This window comes from Bremerella cremea (genome assembly GCF_003335505.1).
GTDB classification, from domain to species: domain Bacteria; phylum Planctomycetota; class Planctomycetia; order Pirellulales; family Pirellulaceae; genus Bremerella; species Bremerella cremea_A.
Map to the genome: position 1 here is coordinate 106,113 of NZ_QPEX01000030.1, position 18,038 is coordinate 124,150.

Consider the following 18,038-nt stretch of genomic DNA (forward strand, 5'->3'; position numbering starts at 1 on the left):
ACATATCAGTCTAATGGACTAAATGAGCCCCGTGTCGAATCGGCACGGGGCTTATTTAGTTCATGATTTAAAGTTGTCTAGCAGGTTTTTGGATAAAAGTGGGAAGATGGACTAAATAACCGAGAATCTTGCGCTCGTTTATCTTACCCGATGTGACTATAATGACGCTGGTTAGGATAACTTTAGCGAATTCAACTGGCGCAGTGGGGTTTATCACGAATGTACGTTTTTCGTGTCATAGTAGGGCAAATGATTGCCCTAGCAGTGTGCGCACCTATTTTCGCGGGTGAGCTTTACTCCACCTCGAGTTCAGGACAAAAGGTTAATGTCTTGGACCCAACTAGTGGCGAACTCTCGGAATTTGCGTCGTTCGAAGACTCCTTATCCCGCGGGATCGCTTTTGAACCTAACGGTAAGCTGTATGTGACCACATTCTTCGATGATCACTCGATTTTAGAAGAGCTTGACCGAAATTCTGGTTCTAGAACAACTATCGGTCGGTTTGCGGGTGAAACTTTCGTCCAAGCCATTGATTTTGATTATCAAGGCAATCTTTTTGCCCTTTCAACTGCCGGGCAGCTGTTTCGGATGGATCGCGATGTTGGATCTCCGTTTAGAAAAAAGCCTGGTACCGATATTTTGGATATGACGCTTGTTGGGGACACCGGCATTCTAGACTCGACAGATTTAGCGATCGATTTACCAGGACGCGTGTTTACGGTTACCGGTAGAGATCTTTATCAGATCGATCCGTTTACTGCTCAGCAGTTGTCAATGAAGCAAATTGTCATTGTTTCTCCGGAAGAATTACCCAAGCCGGAAGATGAAGACCTCAAAACGCTGGAAGTCAGCTTTCAGGTTGATGAGGGACCGACTTTCGCAGGGTTAATGTTTGATCAAGACGGGACGCTGTACGCTACCTCGAATACCTGTCCCACATCCATTTATGAAGTTGATCCTGAAACGGGAAATGCCATTTTTGTTTCCCAGACTGATATGTGTGACCCGTGCAGTGGGGACTTTCCTCCAATTGAATATGTTGGCACGGGGATTGGTGATTTCTGGGGAAGCAGTTCAACGGGGGGAAGTTATACCCTTGGCGGCCCTCTTGGTGTTGCAGGAGGGGTATTCGGTGGCGGAATAGGCGGTGGTTACGGCGGTGGAGGTGGTGGCGGAGGCGGCACCAACAATAACCCACCCGGCGGGCCTACTGATCCTGGTGGGCCAACGGACCCTGGGGTGACTCCAGTACCAGAACCAGGAAGTCTTTCTATTTTAGGGCTTGGTTTGGCAGGCTTAGGGATCGCGCGATTAGTTCGTCGCCGGACTCGTGCGGAGTTAAGCCAAGGTTAGCTTTGTGCTTCACGCTAGCTGTGGCTTTCCTGTAGGGAGCCCTTTTTGGTGGCAATTCACGGAAGTTTTGCTCCAAATTTCTTTCATTCGTAGTTAGAATGATCGAGAGGTGTGTATTTGCTTGAGGCAATGTTCCCGAATCGTGCGATTTCTGGCTAAAAAGGTCGTCGATTTAGGATTGCTGGAAGGTGGGGGGGCTGATCTCTCTAGAGGGCAGGTTGGGAGATCATATTACTTTTCGGATAAAGACTAGTTTATTTGGGTGGCGTGCTTCTGTTTTTTTTGCACAACGCCGTTGAGGATAAAGGGTTTAGGGCGATTCTGGGGAGTGTAGGGATTGGTTTGTTTGCGTAAAGATAGCAAGTAATTGCTTGACTTCTCAGGATATCAATATTTAAATATGGGTCGTGAAACTCGCTAATTGGTGGGGTGTCTACCGGCGAACAAGGTTTGGTTAATAGGAGAAATGGTATGGTTTTAAGCTGTTTTCAATGGGGAGGCATGAGAGCATTTGCGTTAATGCTCGTCCCCGCACTGTTGCTGTCCTCTGTCAGCGTAAGCAATGCTGCGATGGTGGTTGCAACGGATGACTTCTCGGCTGCTGGTTCTGGAACTGGTTGGGCTGCGGGTAGTTCGTGGAATTTTGGCAGCAATACCGCTGCTGAGACTGCCACCTACGCCAATCAAGCCATGGTCGTCAACAAGACTTCCACTAGCTACGCAACGCGTGATCTGGATTCGTCGCTCAATGGCGATTTCTTCTTCGCCTTCACCATGGACACAAGCAGCTTGAGTGCGAACCCGAACGACTTCGTGACGTTCTGGTTCGATTCCGCTGGTGGTGCTTATCCTGGTGATTCCTACATGTATGCACCCACGATCGGCTTGAAGGTCGATGGTGGCAATGGATCCATGACAGACGACTTCATGGTTCGTTTTGGCGTGGATGGTAGCACGACGGAATACTCCGACGCGTTCACCTTGGCTGACGGCAACCTTTTCGGAATCATTGGTAAGCTTAGCAAGAGTGGTGCCAACGGTAGCTCTTTTGACACTCTCGAGCTTTGGGTGACCGACGCTCTGGGTGGCTTCCCAGATTTCAACTCGCTTGGCGCAGCTCAGGCAGTTTCAACTGGTAACAGCTTCCTTTTGTCCTCAGTTCAGACGGTTGGCGTTCGCTCTTCCGGTTTGACTGGGGGTGAATCGGTGTTGTTGGACAACATCACCATCGCCACCGTTCCTGAGCCAATGACCATGGCTCTATGGGGAATCGGTGGGGTTGCTGGTTTGGCCTATTCGGCGCGTCGTCGTCGTAAGGCTGCTGGCGAAACTGCTGCCTAAGTAGTTCGATAGCTAATGAGAGAGGCTGTCAGCTTTTTGTTGACAGCCTCTTTTTTTATTGTTTCCGTAGAAATGGAAAAACAGTGGACGTCACAGCTGGCGTGGTTATGCTTGGTTGATAGGGCTGGATGCCCCAGACGAGGTAAATTTATGTGCGGTCTTGGGGCGAGTCGAGCCCAGGGAATAGCGAGACCTGCATTGGGAGGCTGCCATTATTGGCAGTGCACAGACGGTACCTTATTAATATGTCAAGCAATCAGCAGGCTGCTTCGAGTGGAGTTTCCCCTCAGTTTTTGATTGCGAGTGCGGTGGTGCTCGCGCTTGTTGCTTCGTTCTGGTCGGTCGACATTAAGCTGCTCTCTATCTGGTCGACGCAGTCGGATATGTCGCATGGTTTTTTTGTTCCCGTGATCTCCCTTTGGCTTCTCTGGTTTCGGGCTGACAAGGCGCCGAAATATGATCAGCTAGGGGGATGGGGAGCGTTTGCGATTGGCCTTGCGATTATTGCCCTGGGCATTGCAATGCGATGCTCTGGAATACTATTTCGCACGACAATTATCGAAGCATGGTCGATTATCTTGGTCGCACTAGGAATGGTGGTGGCTGTTGGGGGGATTAAAGGGCTCCGGTGGGCATGGCCTTCGGTGCTTTTTTTGGCCTTCATGCTTCCTCTGCCGGCGTCGATTGGCGGTGTTTTTGGAGCCAATCTCCAAGCGGTTGCGACCGTTGTAAGCAATTACACGCTTCAGCTCATTGGCGTGCCGGCTGTTGCGGAAGGTAATGTAATTTGGCTTTCGACTCGGCCACTCGGTGTTGCGGAGGCATGCAATGGCTTACGCATGCTAACTGCTTTCTTCGCAATATCGGTTGCATGCTGTTTCATTCTTGATCGTCCCTTATGGCAAAAACTAGTTTTAGTAGCCAGTGCCCCGGTTGTTGGCATTGTTGCCAATGTGTTTCGGATTACGCTTATTGGGGTGATCTACGAGCAGGGACCAAGCGAGGCGACATCGGTATTTGTCCATGATCTTGCAGGTTGGCTGATGATGCCACTTGCGATCGTTATTTTGATGATAGAACTATGGGTCTTATCTGGCATTGTTTTGCCTGATGAGTCTGAGTTTTCTTATCCCGATGAAGTTTCGGTGTAAGCGATGTTCGGCGTGTAAGGCATTTACGCGATGAACTGGTTTGGGTGTTGTTTCTGAGTAGAGTGTTGTTTCTGGGCAGTGAAGGGCAAAGAAGATCGCTATGTCAAACGGAAACTTGGTGATTCCATCTGATAACAATCGACAGGCAGCGAGTGTCAATGTCCCCGGCCGAGTTGTTGATGTGCGGTCCTCCGATGAGGACAGCAATCGTATGGGACAGGTCGTTCATTCATTGCGGCGTCAATGGCTCGCATCAGTAGTCCTGGGAGTTTTGCTTGCGGTGCCTATTGGTGTTGGGGTTTGGCTATTGCAAGCCCCGAAGTATTCCTCTTCAGCTTATCTCCGTATTTCAGCAAATGACCAACCTTTGGCATTCAAAACGGTAGAGCAAGCCGCGAGGAATGATTTTCGGACCTTTAAGAATACGCAAGTCCAGTTGATGATTACGCCTTTTGTCTTGAGTAAGGCACTTGGCAAAGATGGCATCATAAACCTTCCTGTAATTGCCGAGAATGAAAACCCTTTGGAATGGCTGCAAAAGGAGTTGCAGGTTCGCTTTCCGGGGGATGCGGAAATTCTGCAAGTTTCTATGTCTAGCGCAGATCCCACTACCGCAATGAAGATTGTTAATGCGGTGGTTGGTGCCTACCAAGAGGAGGTCATTGAGTCAGAGCGGATGGCTCGTGTCAGACGTTTGGACAACCTCGAGCGAGTCTATAACGAAACCGAGGCAAAAGCACGCAGTAAACGTTCCGATCTGCGTACGCTTGCAGAAACGCTGGGAACGAGTGATAGCGACACGCTGAGTTTGGCACAGCAGGGCTCGGTTCAGCATTATGGGCTGGTACGTAATGAGCTTGCTCAAGTGCGTTTTGATTTGATGAGAGCTCAGGGCGAGCTTGATTTTCTTACTTCAAGCAACAGCTCAAGCCAAGCTGCGGACAAGGCTCAAGCGGAGCCTTCAAAAGAAGTAGAAAAGACTGTTTCTGGAGAGAATGCCGCATTGCCTGTTGGTTCTGATCAGGCATTGGTTGCCGATGCAGCTACGGTAGAAGGAGAGCAGTCGGAAGAGATAGAGCCTCAGCTTTCCGAGGTTGAAATGAACGAGGCAATTTCTAGTGATCCGATCTCGGTGAAGTTGCAGGCTGAATTAGATCGCTTTGAGGAGCCGCAATATACCCTGACGCCTGCTGCTTACCAGCGTTATCGTGAAACGAACTCGGCTGCAATTAAATCGTTAGAGAGTCGCCTGAAAGAACGTCGCGAGCATCTTGAGCTGCTTGTTAAGGAACGTATTGCTCAGGATTTGGCTGCCCAGGCTAAAGGTGAAATTGCTCGCAAAGGCTCTAGTATTTTAGCAGTTCCTGAGGTGGATAACACCCTGCCGGATTTGAGGGTTCGTGTGGGCGTTCTAAAGCAACAAGAGGAGACTCTTGCTGCAGAAGTTGCTGTGCTTGAAAAAGAGGTGCGAACTTATGGGCGGTCGTCGGTTGAAGTTGAGATGATGCGTTCCGAGATCGAGGGCTTGGATAGCATCGTTCAGCAATTGAGCGCAGAGATTGAACGCACCAAGATCGAATTACGGGGAACTCCGCGTATCACGCTTTTAAGCAAGGCAGAACCAGGCACGGTCACCGATAAAAAACGCCCAATCATGATTACGGCGGCTGCTGCGTTGGCTGGGTTGGTGCTTCCTGGTGGGTTGCTTGTTTTGCGTGACTTCCAGAAGAAACGGCTCAGCGATTTGCCAACGACTCGTGACGAGCTTGGTTTGGAAATTCTGGGAACCATTCCCCGGTTGCCTCGCGGAATTACCCGAAAGCCTAAGGCTTTGGCGGTCAACCTGGGGCCATTTGAGGATCGGGTTCGCGATTCTTCAGATTCGGTAGCCGCGACAATTCTTCGTCGGGCTGCAACTCAGAAGTGTCAGGTGCTCTTGATTTCGAGTGCGATGCCGCAGGAAGGCAAATCAAGTTTAACTTGTCATTTAGCAATTAGTCTGGCTAATGCTGGTCGGCGTGTTGTTATTGTCGATTTTGATTTGCGTCGTCCCAGTATGCACCGTATTCTTGGCTTGCCAATCGGGCCGGGGGTAAGCGATCTGCTTGCCGGTCAGGCTGAACTCGCCGACGTTGTAAAAGCAACGGACATTCCGAACGTTAGCTTTTTACCCGCAGGGGTTGAAGAGCAGTCTATCTCTCGTGGAGCTACTTCTGGGGTGCTTGACGCAATCTTGGGTGATCTTCGAAAGCGATATGACTTTGTCATTGTGGACGCAGGCCCAGTTTTAGGATCGCCAAGTACACGTTTATTGGCTCAGCCACAGTACGTCGACGGCGTAATTCTTTCCGTATTCAAAGATGTGAGTCAGGTCACTCAGGTCGAGGATGCGAAAAGGGTGTTGACTAGCTTTGGAGCGCCTATCTTAGGGACCGTTCTGTCAGGCTACTCAACGGGGATGTATTACTCCTATACGGCTCGCACGAAGAGCACAGTTGAAGTCGCGAAATAACCACGGGCCTGTTTCATTATGAATAATACCTTGCTTCGAACCGTATTGGTTTGTGGGTTTGTTTTGCTTTGCTCTGCCGGGGTTGCCTTGGTGGAGATGAAGTTTGATGTATCTATCCGTCAGCCTGCAGTTGCCATCGATAGCCTTCCCGAAACACTCTCAGGGTGGAGTAGCGAGGATGTGCCTATGGATCCTGAGGTTACGCGATTCGCTGGTGCTGAAGCTACCGTCAGCCGGGTCTATCGCCGTAATGGTGAGATTCCTGTTTCCGTGTATGCAGCGGTGTGGGCGGATGAAGAAACCGTTTCCAGTATTGCTCCGCATCCGCCAGGCGTTTGTTATCCAAACGCTGGCTGGACATTGGAACGCGAAAAAGTTGTTGTCGTTGACGACTCAGTGCCCATTCAATTGTTAGAGTTTTCGCGAGCTGGAGAGCATGTTATTACGGCACACTGGTATCAGCTCGGAGAGCTGCGGTATGTAGATCGTGACAAAGGACGCTTAGGGCTGGCATCGCTTTGGGGGGAATCGAGTTGGCCTCCCTTAGTCAAAATCTTGCTTCAAACACAAGCTTCAAGCATTGAGGAGGCCGAAAGTCGTTTGACTGCTATTGCCACGGACGTCAATCAATTTACGAAGACAGTACAGTAGTTGATTGCAACTGCTTCCGTGTGACTCAGCCCCACTGGGTATTGATAGCGTTAGGAATTCAATGTTAGCACGCCTGAATTATCGCTTTATCGCATTGCTCTTTGTGGCTCTAGCTCTCTTTGCGGCAATCGTTCACGGCATTCATACCGTCCAGTTGTCAAGGCATACGGCTTCGTTCTTGCGAGAAGCGAGGCGTGTCCGCAGTGAAGGACGCATGCTGGACGCCTTGGCTCATTATCGCCGTTATACGTTGGTTGCCCCCAATGATGTTGCTGCTTTAACCGAGTTTGGCTATCTCCTGCGGGATGCGGGCAGCCCCGATCAGGCCTATTTGATTCTCAGCCGTTCCTTTCAAATTGACCCTAATCAGGATGGGCTTTGCTTAGCGTTGGTTGACCTGGCGATTGCCCTGCAGCGTTTTGCAGATGCACGCGACTATTTGGCGAACGTCTTAATTCCCGCATCTCCAGACGATCCTGAATTGCTGGGGAAGTTGGCGGTTTGCCAAGCAGGGCTCGGTGAATTTCGACAGGCATGCGACAATCTTGAGCATGCGATTAAGGGGGATCCTAGTAATATTGGCTTGTATCTTCGTTTAGCGAATTTGCAGAACTCGTCACTGAATAGTTACGGCGACGCTAAGGTAACGCTGGACGAAATGGTAGCGAATAATGTTCGTGATCCATTGGCTTATGTTGCTCGCGGGCATTGGGTGATGTCGGCCGTCTCGGGGAATGCTGTAGATGGGCAGGGGCGCACCGGCGGTGGGGCCTTACAGACGCTTGAAAGTCATCGGTATGCCGAAGTGCAGTCCGATTTGAATGAAGCCTTGCAGCTTGCCCCGGCGTCTGTAGATGCTAATTTGCTGGGAGCAGAGTTGGCGCTCACTCAGATGGATTTAGATAAGGCCGTTGAGTTTGCAACGCGGGCAAAGCGGATTGCTGCCAACGAGCCTTACCCGGTTCGTCTGCTGGTTCGTGTTGCCAGTCTCAAGGGTGATCACAATAAGGCAATTGAAGTAGCACGCGAAGGCTTGAAAAATTGGCCGAATGATTTTCAACTTCAATGGATGCTGGCGAACCTTCTCATTGATGGTCAGAAGATCGATGATGCTTTGCCGGTCATAGAGCATCTTCGTGTGTTGTCTCCTGATCCTTCTCTTATTGCCTTGCTTGAGGCGAGAGTCTTGGCGGTAGAAGGAAAGTGGCGAGAATCGGCAAAGTTAGTTGAACAGAATCGGGCTCGACTTATGAATTGGCCGGCAATCGCCAGTCGTGCTGACTTTCATCTTGGACGCTGTTATCAGCAATTGGCACGTCCCGATCAGGAGTTGAATGCCTATCGCCGAGCGCTTGCAGTTGATCCGAATTCGAGGGATCTGCGTTTGGCAGTTGCGAATGCTCTTCGTAATTCCAATAAGTTTGATGAAGCATTTGAAGAGTATCGGGCGATCGTCGAAGGTGGTTCTCAGGGGGCTGAGGATGAAAAAAAAGGAGTGCCGCTTGAGGCAGTTGTTAATTACTTTCGCTTGCTGGTACGCGAAGAAAGCCTGAAAACAAACGGAAAGTCGCTAGAGCGTGTTGTCGATGCAATGGATCGTCTGGAAGAACGTAATCCGGGGATCATGTATCTTCCGATCTTGAGGGCTGAGCTATATGTTGCTCAAGGGGATCTTGAGAAAGCCTCTAAGTTAATCCATGACGCGAGGGGTAATAATCCAGAACTCTTTGATTTCTTTTCGGCAGAAGTCATGCTGGCTTGCCAAAAGGAAGATTGGGACGCTGTCGATCGACTATTGGCTGAGGGCAAAGAGACCTTTGACAAAGATCCACGATTTTGGATGCTGTCGGGAAAAAGTGCGGTGCTTCGGTATGGAATCGAGTCCGGCGACACTATTCGGGATATTGCTAAGGACGAGAGTCTCAAGAGTAGCAAATCGTATTCTGATGTGTTGAGTTATCTGGCGTCCCTTGCATTTTGGATTCAGGATGCTGAGCTGACCAAGGAACTCGGACAGCAAGTCATCGCAGCCGAGCCTAATCAATTGGCGATTCGGTTATTGCTTTTGGAAAGTGCATTTCGCGAGAAAAATCTTGCTGATGTCGCCCCTTTGCTGGCAGAAGTGGAAGTAATTGATGGCCGGCATGCAACATGGAATTATGGGGAGGCCATGCGGCTTGTACTTGAGGTGCAAGCAGCCGATGGGAAAGATGAAGATAGGAAAGTTTTAAAGGCTTTTGCGCACTTGGCCGATGCCCAGAAGTTGCGTCCAGGTTGGGGGCGTGCGATCACCTTTGAGGCTCAGCTTTTAGAGCTACAAGGGCAGGAAGATATGGCGTTGTCGAAATATCTTGATGCCATATCGCTTGGTGAACGTGATCCTAAAGCATTGCAGCGTGCGACTTTTCTTTTGTTTCAGCGAGGCCGTTATGCCGAAGTTGATCGGTTGCTTGGCCAGCTGAATGAGAACGGCAGTAGCTTGTCTACCGAGTTGCTCCATACAGGCGCTGAAGCGGCCATTCAAATGGGAAAACTGGGACGTGCTTTGCAGTTAGCTCAGGATTTCGCGGAGACTTCAGAACGCTCTGAGGATCATGTTTGGCTTGCGCAGCTTTTGGTGATGCTGGACCGGCACGACGAGGCAGAAGCTGAGATGAAGAAAGCTTCTGAACTGGCTCCTTCGCAGCCTGGGCCATGGCTTGGTATGGTTGGAATCTACGCGCGGCGAAATCAGCGTGAGCTTGCCATAAAAGCGATGGAGGATGGGAGCAAGGAGCTAGAGGACAGCCAGAAAGATCTCTTTCTCGGGCAGTGCTATGAGATTCTTGGGGAAAGAGGAAAGGCAGAGGCTTCGTATCTAGCCGCAACCCAAAACCAGCCTGACAGTATTCAAGCTCAGGTCTCGCTGGTTAACTTCTATTTGCGTAATTCGCGACGGGTTGAGGCTCGGCGCGAGCTGCAGGTTTTGCTTGAGCGTGATGAAATCGAAACAGACATGGCTTGTTGGGCTCGTCGTAATCTTGCAATTCAGCTTGCGACCGAGCCCAATGAGGAAAACACGAAGTTAGCCTTAGATCTGCTTGACGAGAATGAGAAAGAGGTGGGCAAGATAAAGGGCGATCAAATTGCTCGCGCCTCTATCTTGGCGTCGCTTCCCTCTGAAGCGTCTCGGCTTGAGGCGATCAAAGTCCTAGAAGCCGTTGGAATAGGTAATCTGAGCCTCGACGAGCAGTTTTTGTTGGCCAAGCTCTATGCGAGGCATGGGCAACTGCAGAAGGCTACCCATCTCTTGCGGCAGCTTGCGATCCGATCTTCGGCTGACCCAAAATATCTGCGGACATATGTTGCTGCTTTGATTCAGGTCGGCGAGGAGAGTGAGGCTATTCTTTGGCTAGATAAGCTGCGTGAAGCATCCCCGAATCACTTTACGACGGTTGATTTGGAATCCAGGGTCTTGTTTGCTCGTCAGCGATACGAGCAGATTCCCAGCTTGCTAAACAGCTGGCTAAATCTGGAGGCATCTGCTGAAGAGAAAGGGATTTCTGGTCGGACGGTGCAATTGGAGTGGGTGCTTTCTCGGCTAGAGGGGTTTGCGGCGGAGTTAAAAAAAGAGGAGAAAGCGAGCGTTGCTGAATCCTTTGAGATTGAAGCACTAGGGCTTCGTGATGGCTTGGATGAGCCTCAAATGAAACTAGAGAGGGCAATTGGGCTTGCTGCGCGAGGCAATATGCCTGCGTCTGTCACCCTCTTAAAAGACCTGCCTGGCAAGGTGCCTGCACGAGATTTAGGGCGAGCAGTTTCCTATCTCGTCGCATTGGGGCCAGATGGGGATTTGCTGAAGGATATTGAGCAACTTCTGACCGCGGCCAAGCAGGAATATGCCAGCGATAAGGCGATCTCGTCGGTTATGGCAGACGTGTTGTTGATGGAGGGTAAGTTCATGGACGCGCAAGAGATCTATCTCAAGATAATCGAGGAAGATCCGGCAGATGTTCATGCACTAAACAATTGTGCCTTGGCGATGGTTTATGCGGGGGTGAAGTCTGAGGAGGCAATTCATTTAGCAAGCGAAGCAATCGCCTCTAAGGGGGAATTGCCCCCGCTGTTGGATACGCGTGGAATGGCTTATTTGGCTGCAGGTAAGAATGAGTTAGCGATCCAAGACTTTCAGACGGCAATTGCCAATAGCCCTCAACCGGAGTATTACTTCCATCTTGCTCTTGCGCAAAAGGCCGCAGGGATGATGAAAGAAAGCAACGCTTCCTTTGATGTGATCAGATATAGAAAATTTAATGAACTGCAGCTGCATCCTACCGAACGAGGTGCTTACGAGGAACTATCTGCCGTTGAGTAAATGATTACGGTCGCTCTGGTCGGGAGTGTGTCGTGTTGGCAGTTTAAGCTTTGAGATTTCTTGTGATCGATAGTTGACTTGGGTAAACATGGTGCATAGTCTGGCCTTTGTGGTTTGTTCTCCTACTGCTGCTTTCAAGATGGTGGCTCATGCCCTGTCGATTGTGGTTTTTGTTCTCCTGACTAGGATGTGAACGGACAGCGATTCGTAGGAAACTTAAGCCCTTGGGAATATCTTATGGCAGGTGAAAGTACGATTGTGCTTGCTCCAGAACGTGTAGAGACCAGGATTTCAGCGCCTCCGGTAGATGATCGTCATCTATTTCCGGTAGGCCCTCAGGCTGCCTCCGTGGCGTCGAGCATGGAAGTGCCGATGGCACGGCGACTTGCCGACTTGTCGTTGCGGCAGTCCTTTTTGTTTGGGCTTCCGTTGATGGCCACTGATTTTGGTGTCATGTGGGCAACGGTATATCTTGTTAGTTATTGCGAGTCGCTCTTGCTGGCTCCACCTTATGCCGGTATCAGTGCGACCATTGCCAGTTTTGCGGCCTCGCTGTTAGTGCTTATCGCTTACGGCTCTGGGCTATACCCTGCAATTGGGATGGCTTCGGTTGTTGAATTTCGTAATCTGGTCAAAGCAGCGGGCATCTCTATGGTTGTCTGTTCTTCGATCGCGTTTCTTACGATCACACGAAGCGATTTTCTCTTTTACATTTTGCTGGGGATTCTTGCTCTGCCGCTGTTGCTGTTATTGCTTCCCTCAGCTCGATTCGTCGTGCGTTCTTTTATGACGCGATTTAGCTGGTGGGGGGCGCCGACGCTCATCTATACCAGCCCAGAGCACGCGAAATACCTAGTGCAGCACTTGCGTGGCATGGCAGAGCGTGGGCTTAAGCCGGCGGGCATCTTGGTATCTCCTGGGCAGTATTGGGATTCTGGCAGTAAAGACATCGGCTATCCCGTCTTTGATGTGCGGGATGCTATGACTTGTGCGTTAGGTTTGAAGTCGACTTGGGTGTTGGTGGGTGAAGATCATGAAGCGGAGTCGGAATGTGAAGTTCCTTCGTCGCTTGATCTGATTCCTAATCGAATCGTTTTGTCGCAAAAGAACCCCGTTGGTCTGTGGGGCGAGCGACAGTGTATCGGCCTTGGTGGTGGCGTTCGCCTGCAGAGTCGTTGTCCCGACACTTTTCGGTGTATCGTTAAACGCGCTTTTGATTTATTGGTTGCCAGTGTCGCATTGGTCCTGTTGTCGCCTTTCTTTTTGGCGATCGTGTTGCTCATTCGTATCGGTTCCCCTGGGCCTGTCTTTTATGGGCAGACTCGGGTCGGGCGATTTGGTGTTAGCTTTACGGCTTGGAAGTTCCGTACGATGCGAGTCAATGCAGAGTACGTATTGGAGGAGTGCTTGCGAAATGACCCCGCACTACGAGCCGAATGGGAAGCAACACACAAGTTGAAGCGTGATCCACGAATTACTTGGGTGGGCCAGTTTCTGCGAAAAACGAGCTTGGATGAGCTTCCACAGTTGTGGAATATTTTAATCGGGCAAATGAGTGTCGTTGGTCCACGGCCGATCGTCGACTCCGAGACGTATGACCGGGCCTATATTGTGGACTATCCCAATGCGTTTGCTGCTTATAAGACTGTTCGTCCTGGTTTGACGGGCATGTGGCAAATTAGCTGCCGCAATCGTGGCACATACGAGATGCGAATCCATTGGGACGTCTACTACATTCAGAACTGGTCGCTATGGCTTGATCTATACATTACCTTGCGGACGGTTCGCACTGTATTGCTGCGAGAAGGGGCGTATTAGTGGCTGAGCTTGGAGCTGGCGTGGTGGCCAGTATGAAGCTTTGGCTATTGATTGGCGTGCTAGGAGTTTCGGCAGGGCATGCATTGCTGTGTGCTGTTCGCCTGCGGCATACGGATCAGTTTCCTGCGCTGCTCGCTTGCACGACTGCAGTTGTTCTGTTGTTGACCGCCTTGTTGCTGTCGCATTTTTGGTCAGATGCTTGGCGTGTTGTTGCTAAGGAACGGGGGTTCTACGAGTCGCGTAGGCCGGTCCAAAGGGTGGTGACGCTCATGGGAATTGCCGTGCTCCCTTTGCTGGTGGGTGGAGCTGCTTGGTGGCTTCATCGGGGGCGTGTGGCTGTTACCGGGGCCGTAGTTCTTAGCTTCCTAACTCTTGGTGGAGCATTGGTTAAGGTGATTTCCTATCACCCCATTGACCGGATCATGACGCTCAAAGTAACTACTGGATTTTCCTTGTTTGATTTATTTTTAGGGATCGGAATCCTTGGCTTGAATATTTGCCTCGCGATATCTGGTTCAAGTAAGCAAGTAATTTGATTTTGAGCTTGTTAAAGGCACGATCTCAACTACATTCAGAGTCAGGCACTTTTAAATCTTTGCACCAATAAATCATGGCTGATACAAAAAAAACTCGTGTGATAGCAATTTCATCTCGGGGGGGGCATTGGATTCAGTTGCTCAGGCTGCGGGATGCTTTTGCCGACCAAGATGTGACTTATGTAACGACGGTGCCTGAATACCGCAGCATGGTTGGCGATGCTGATTTTAGAGTCGTTACGGAAGCAAGTCGTAAGACCAAATTTCGCATGATTGTTATGGCTTTGCAGGTGATGTGGATCCTTATCCGCGTTCGCCCGTCTGCGATTGTCACAACAGGGGCCGCTCCCGGATTCATCGCCGTTTGGCTAGGTAAGCGCCTTGGCGTTCGAACGCTCTGGGTCGATAGCATTGCGAATGCGGACGAGATGTCCATGTCAGGGCAATTGGCAATGCAGCATGCAGACACTGTTCTCACTCAGTGGGAGCATCTGTCTTCCGATCGTGTACAGTATCATGGAGCCGTAGTGTGATTTTTGTAACCGTCGGAAATATGGATCCGTTTGATCGACTGATCAAGTCAATGGACGAGTGGGCTGGCGACCAGCCAACAAAAGTCGAAATCTTGGCCCAGATTGGGACAGGAACTTATCGTCCTCAGCATTTAGAGTTTGTTGATTTTCTTACGCCGGGGCAGTACCGCGAGGCTTTTAACCGAGCTGACTTGGTGGTATCTCATGCCGGCATGGGGTCGATTATCACGGCGTTGGAGAGCTACAAGCCGATGGTCATCATGCCCAAGCTGGCGAGCCTTGGTGAGCAGCGAAACGAACATCAGTTAGCGACCGCAAAGCGATTTAAGCGTTCTGCCCTTATTCAGGTTGCCTACGACGCCGAGGAGCTGTTTCAGAAGCTGTCTGAGGCGGCAACGAGCGACGAGGCGACCGTATCGCTGCAAAAACAGGCTTGGCCACCTGATGCATCCCTGATTAATTTTGTGCGTGGGTTTCTCACGACTCCAGCGGCAACTAGATCTGCTCAAGACCAGGCTCGATCTGTCATTCGGGAAACTGCTTCCTAGGCGACACTTGCCTTTCTAGAGCCCTTTTGGTTGTGCCCTCTGTGTGGCGCATTGCTGGTAGTAAATTATGCCAACGACGGAAGTCATTGATAAATTGGAGCGGCCTTCACCCACGCAGGAAATTCCTACTAAGTTAGAGTCTTGCAATCCGTTATTTGATAGTAAAGAACTGCACAGAGATCTTGGGCGTAAAGCGGTTCGTGGGAGCGGTATTACCATCTTGGCTCAGGTGGCTAGATTCGTTCTCAAGTTAGGCTCGACAGCGATCCTGGCCAGGTTTCTTACGCCGGATGATTTCGGCCTCATTGCAATGGTGATGGTGCTCATTGCGTTTGTCGAGATGTTTAAAGATGCTGGCCTCGCGATGGCAACCATTCAGCGCGAGAAGATAACTCACCAGCAAATCAGCACGCTTTTTTGGCTCAATACGGTAGTTGGGGTTGGGGTGGCTCTAATCGTGGCTGCTGTGGCACCTGGGATTGCTTGGTTCTATGGGGACTACCGACTTGTTGCCGTTGTCATGGTTTTGGCAACGTCGTTTGCTTTTAGTGGGGTTGTCGTTCAGCACCAAGCTCTGCTGCGTCGTAATATGCAGCTTGGAAAACTTGCCATCATTGATGTGGTTGGCATGTTTGTCGGAGTGGTTGTAGCTGTAGCAATGGCTGCCCAAGGCTGGGGATATTGGGCACTGGTCGGTTGGCCCGTCGCGACAAGTATTTCGTCGGCTATTACGACCTTTTTGTTGGTTGATTGGCGACCTGGGGCCCCCTCTTTTAAAGAAAAAGTTGGGGACATGGCAGGCTTTGGATTAAGCATTGCAGGATATCAGGCCATGAATCATTTCGCTCGAAACACCGACAATATCGCTATCGGAGCATACTGGGGAGCTGCTTCACTCGGATATTACAGCAAGGCTTACGGACTAGTTCTATTAGCTTGGGTGCAAGTCCTTGCTCCTATTTCTTCTGTGGTGCAGCCAGGGCTTTGTCGATTGGTATCGAAGCCGGAAGAGTTCAAGCGTCTGTATCGCGATGCCTTGGCCGTGGTTGGCTGGATGTCGTTTGTGGTAATTGCTATTACGTGCATCCACGCGAAGCTGGTTTTCAGGATTGTGATGGGGCCTGGCTGGGATGAGAGTGCCTACCTCTATATGTTGCTGGCCCCGGCGGCGGTTGTGATGTCCATTCGGGTAGCTACCACTTGGGTTTATGTTGCTTACGGCACCGTTCGACGGCAGCTAAACTACAGCGTAGCATCGGGTTTAGTGTTGATGGTGGGGTCCATAATCGCCTGCTTTTTTGGGGTTTATTGGGTTGCCATCGCCGTCAGCGTGATTCAAGTGGCTCAGTTTATTGTTTCAATTCCGATCTGTTTTGCTGATACCGACATGAGTTGGCGCGACGCGGCAGAGCCAATTCTCGTTCCGCTATTCTTTGTGTCAGGCGTCTCGGGAGTATTGTTGTTGCTTACCACGGTCATTGATGAACTGCCGCTACTGTTGATTGGCGTGACTTCTTACTCGCTTCTTTGCTTAATTGTTTTGACTCCTATTATCAAGCGACATCTGTCATGAAGTTAGCCCTCTTTGGTACGTTCGATGTGCCAAATTACGGCGATTGCGAATTCCCTGCTGTTGTCGAACATTTTTGCCGAGAACGAATCAACGGCCCGTTTGAGATGGACTTGTATAGCCCATTTGGCCGTCCTGCGAGTATTAGTGAATACTCTTCCGTCAAGGCCATTCCTGGCTCATCCGGTATCTCATTAGGTTGCAAGTACGACGCGATCTCGCTCGTAGGCGGAGATACGGTGACTGCTGGGCACAATGTCAGTGGGGTTTATTGTCGCCTGTCTCCTAGAGAGTTAAGTGCAGGCTTGCGGTGCTGGTTGTATCCCGCTATTGAAAGCTTGCGGACACAAGTTCCGTGGATCCTTCACTCGGTCGGGATTCGGCCTATTTCAGAAGAGCTTCAGCCAGGCCTAATCGCTGCCTTCAATGCTGCCGCACATGCGAAAGTGCGCGACCCGCATTCCAGGAACTATCTAAAGTCGCTTGGTGTTGAGGTCGGGGGAGTGACCGATATCGGTTTTGGAATTCCTAGCGTTAAAAGCGATAAAGAGTGGGACGCCATTTTTTCTTCCGTGCGTACCAGCGGCGGCTATCCCGACTCTTACATTGTCGTCCAGGCGAGCCGTGGTTATATCCAAGGACAGACGGAAGAGTTTGTTAACGCGATCGTCGAGATTGGGAAAAAGACTGGGAAGCCGTTGCTCTTTCTGCCATTGTGCCATCATCTGAACGATCGAGTGACTTTGACGCGTTTGTATGCTATGGTTCGCGCGATATACCCAAATTGCATCTTAGAAAAGCGGGTATTAACGACCAATCAGACTGCTGCTGTGCTTCGCGATTCAGAGGGGTACGTCGGTACCAGCATGCATGGTGCCATCACTGCATTGGCATTTGCAAAGCCGGCAACGATGCTTGTTTCACAAATCCCTGGGAAGCATGACGGTACCTTGGCGCAGGCCGGCTATCATGAGCTTTGTACGTTGAACCCAGCAGAGCTTTTGGAGCGGTATGAGTTATCAGGCCAGCTTGATTTAATTGGTAAGGCTAAACAAGCAGCCGAAGAGGTGGGAGTGGGGTTCGACCAGCTTGTCAAGGTAATGTCAGATGGGGGCTCGTCCTCAGGTCAGGTTGATTGGAAAAAGCAGCTTATTGAGTCTGAAATCGCGGAGCGAGATCTTTATCCAGGTGGCCTTCGCGTTCAGTTAAAGCGACTAATTTTTTGTGGATTGCGAAGTCATGAAGCTGTTTTCGAGGCCTATGAATACACATTTGGAGGACGCCGTTTATAAGTGGTGCTCCAGCAATTTGTTTGGAGCAGGAGGAATTGTTTTTTCGGTATCGCTCCTTTTTTTTCTCCTGGCATGAATTGAAAAAATGGTAATTGGATTTCTCAGCGTCTTGTCTGCAGAAAAACACATAGTGGAATTATTGGAATTTGTTGGACTTCATTGCCTAGTGGCATATTCACACAATTCCTTGGCTATTGACGATCGCCCCTGTTTGGCTAGATCGCGGTCCTCAATAAGGTAAAAGTTGTAGTACTGGGGTGGTGTCTTAGGGGGAACAGACTATTCTGGAATAGCCATTCCAGGTGGTCAGCAGAAACGCTGATTCAAGGCGAGACTGTTCTTAGTGGTTTTGAAATCTCCACATCCATTGCTAAATCGC

12 protein-coding genes are annotated in these 18,038 nt (G+C 50.3%); all 12 read left to right on the plus strand.

The window, feature by feature from the left end; all coding sequences use genetic code 11:
* Window positions 1-249: 249 nt before the first annotated feature.
* Window positions 250-1,353 (plus strand): PEP-CTERM sorting domain-containing protein, encoded by a 1,104-nt coding sequence (locus tag DTL42_RS15350; RefSeq protein WP_114369610.1) that lies wholly within the window; start codon window positions 250-252, stop codon window positions 1,351-1,353.
* A gap of 471 nt (window positions 1,354-1,824) precedes the next feature.
* The gene (locus DTL42_RS15355; protein WP_114369611.1) at window positions 1,825-2,694 is read left to right on the plus strand and encodes a PEP-CTERM sorting domain-containing protein; all 870 of its coding nucleotides are present in this window, start codon (window positions 1,825-1,827) and stop codon (window positions 2,692-2,694) included.
* 245 nt (window positions 2,695-2,939) lie between these two features.
* A complete protein-coding gene (locus tag DTL42_RS15360) occupies window positions 2,940-3,845 on the plus strand; it encodes an exosortase/archaeosortase family protein (protein WP_114369612.1) in 906 nt (301 codons plus the stop codon).
* Between the two features lie 100 nt (window positions 3,846-3,945).
* Window positions 3,946-6,357, plus strand: a complete 2,412-nt coding sequence (locus tag DTL42_RS15365; RefSeq protein ID WP_114369613.1) for a polysaccharide biosynthesis tyrosine autokinase — start codon at window positions 3,946-3,948, stop codon at window positions 6,355-6,357.
* 30 nt (window positions 6,358-6,387) lie between these two features.
* Entirely contained in the window at window positions 6,388-7,008 is a 621-nt protein-coding gene (locus DTL42_RS15370) for an exosortase C-terminal domain/associated protein EpsI (RefSeq protein ID WP_158545401.1), read from the plus strand.
* A gap of 61 nt (window positions 7,009-7,069) precedes the next feature.
* Window positions 7,070-11,362: a tetratricopeptide repeat protein gene (locus DTL42_RS15375; protein WP_114369615.1), complete on the plus strand. Its 4,293-nt coding sequence runs from the start codon at window positions 7,070-7,072 to the stop codon at window positions 11,360-11,362.
* A gap of 372 nt (window positions 11,363-11,734) precedes the next feature.
* On the plus strand, window positions 11,735-13,180 hold the full coding sequence (locus tag DTL42_RS15380) for an exopolysaccharide biosynthesis polyprenyl glycosylphosphotransferase (protein ID WP_158545402.1): 1,446 nt from the start codon (window positions 11,735-11,737) through the stop codon (window positions 13,178-13,180).
* Window positions 13,180-13,716 carry a hypothetical protein gene (locus tag DTL42_RS15385; RefSeq protein WP_114369617.1) on the plus strand — a complete coding sequence of 179 codons (537 nt, stop codon included), beginning with the start codon at window positions 13,180-13,182 and terminating at the stop codon, window positions 13,714-13,716. Before DTL42_RS15380 ends, DTL42_RS15385 begins: the two co-directional genes overlap by 1 nt.
* 74 nt (window positions 13,717-13,790) lie before the next feature.
* Window positions 13,791-14,249, plus strand: a complete 459-nt coding sequence (locus DTL42_RS15390) for a hypothetical protein (RefSeq protein WP_114369618.1) — start codon at window positions 13,791-13,793, stop codon at window positions 14,247-14,249.
* Complete coding sequence (locus DTL42_RS15395) at window positions 14,246-14,797, plus strand: glycosyltransferase (protein ID WP_114369619.1); 552 nt, start codon at window positions 14,246-14,248, stop codon at window positions 14,795-14,797. Before DTL42_RS15390 ends, DTL42_RS15395 begins: the two co-directional genes overlap by 4 nt.
* Before the next feature lie 67 nt (window positions 14,798-14,864).
* A complete protein-coding gene (locus tag DTL42_RS15400; protein WP_114369620.1) occupies window positions 14,865-16,370 on the plus strand; it encodes a lipopolysaccharide biosynthesis protein in 1,506 nt (501 codons plus the stop codon).
* Window positions 16,367-17,659 carry a polysaccharide pyruvyl transferase family protein gene (locus tag DTL42_RS15405; RefSeq protein WP_114369621.1) on the plus strand — a complete coding sequence of 431 codons (1,293 nt, stop codon included), beginning with the start codon at window positions 16,367-16,369 and terminating at the stop codon, window positions 17,657-17,659. Before DTL42_RS15400 ends, DTL42_RS15405 begins: the two co-directional genes overlap by 4 nt.
* Window positions 17,660-18,038: the final 379 nt, after the last annotated feature.

Excerpts from the sequence above, each read along its gene's own strand:
- DTL42_RS15365 (WP_114369613.1), top strand. The coding sequence starts at position 3,946 with ATGTCAAACGGAAACTTGGTGATTCCATCTGATAACAATCGACAGGCA.
- DTL42_RS15355 (WP_114369611.1), top strand. The coding sequence starts at position 1,825 with ATGGTTTTAAGCTGTTTTCAATGGGGAGGCATGAGAGCATTTGCGTTA.
- DTL42_RS15350 (WP_114369610.1), top strand. The coding sequence starts at position 250 with ATGATTGCCCTAGCAGTGTGCGCACCTATTTTCGCGGGTGAGCTTTAC.
- DTL42_RS15375 (WP_114369615.1), top strand. The coding sequence starts at position 7,070 with ATGTTAGCACGCCTGAATTATCGCTTTATCGCATTGCTCTTTGTGGCT.
- DTL42_RS15405 (WP_114369621.1), top strand. The coding sequence starts at position 16,367 with ATGAAGTTAGCCCTCTTTGGTACGTTCGATGTGCCAAATTACGGCGAT.
- DTL42_RS15380 (WP_158545402.1), top strand. The coding sequence starts at position 11,735 with ATGGCACGGCGACTTGCCGACTTGTCGTTGCGGCAGTCCTTTTTGTTT.
- DTL42_RS15390 (WP_114369618.1), top strand. The coding sequence starts at position 13,791 with ATGGCTGATACAAAAAAAACTCGTGTGATAGCAATTTCATCTCGGGGG.
- DTL42_RS15400 (WP_114369620.1), top strand. The coding sequence starts at position 14,865 with ATGCCAACGACGGAAGTCATTGATAAATTGGAGCGGCCTTCACCCACG.
- DTL42_RS15360 (WP_114369612.1), top strand. The coding sequence starts at position 2,940 with ATGTCAAGCAATCAGCAGGCTGCTTCGAGTGGAGTTTCCCCTCAGTTT.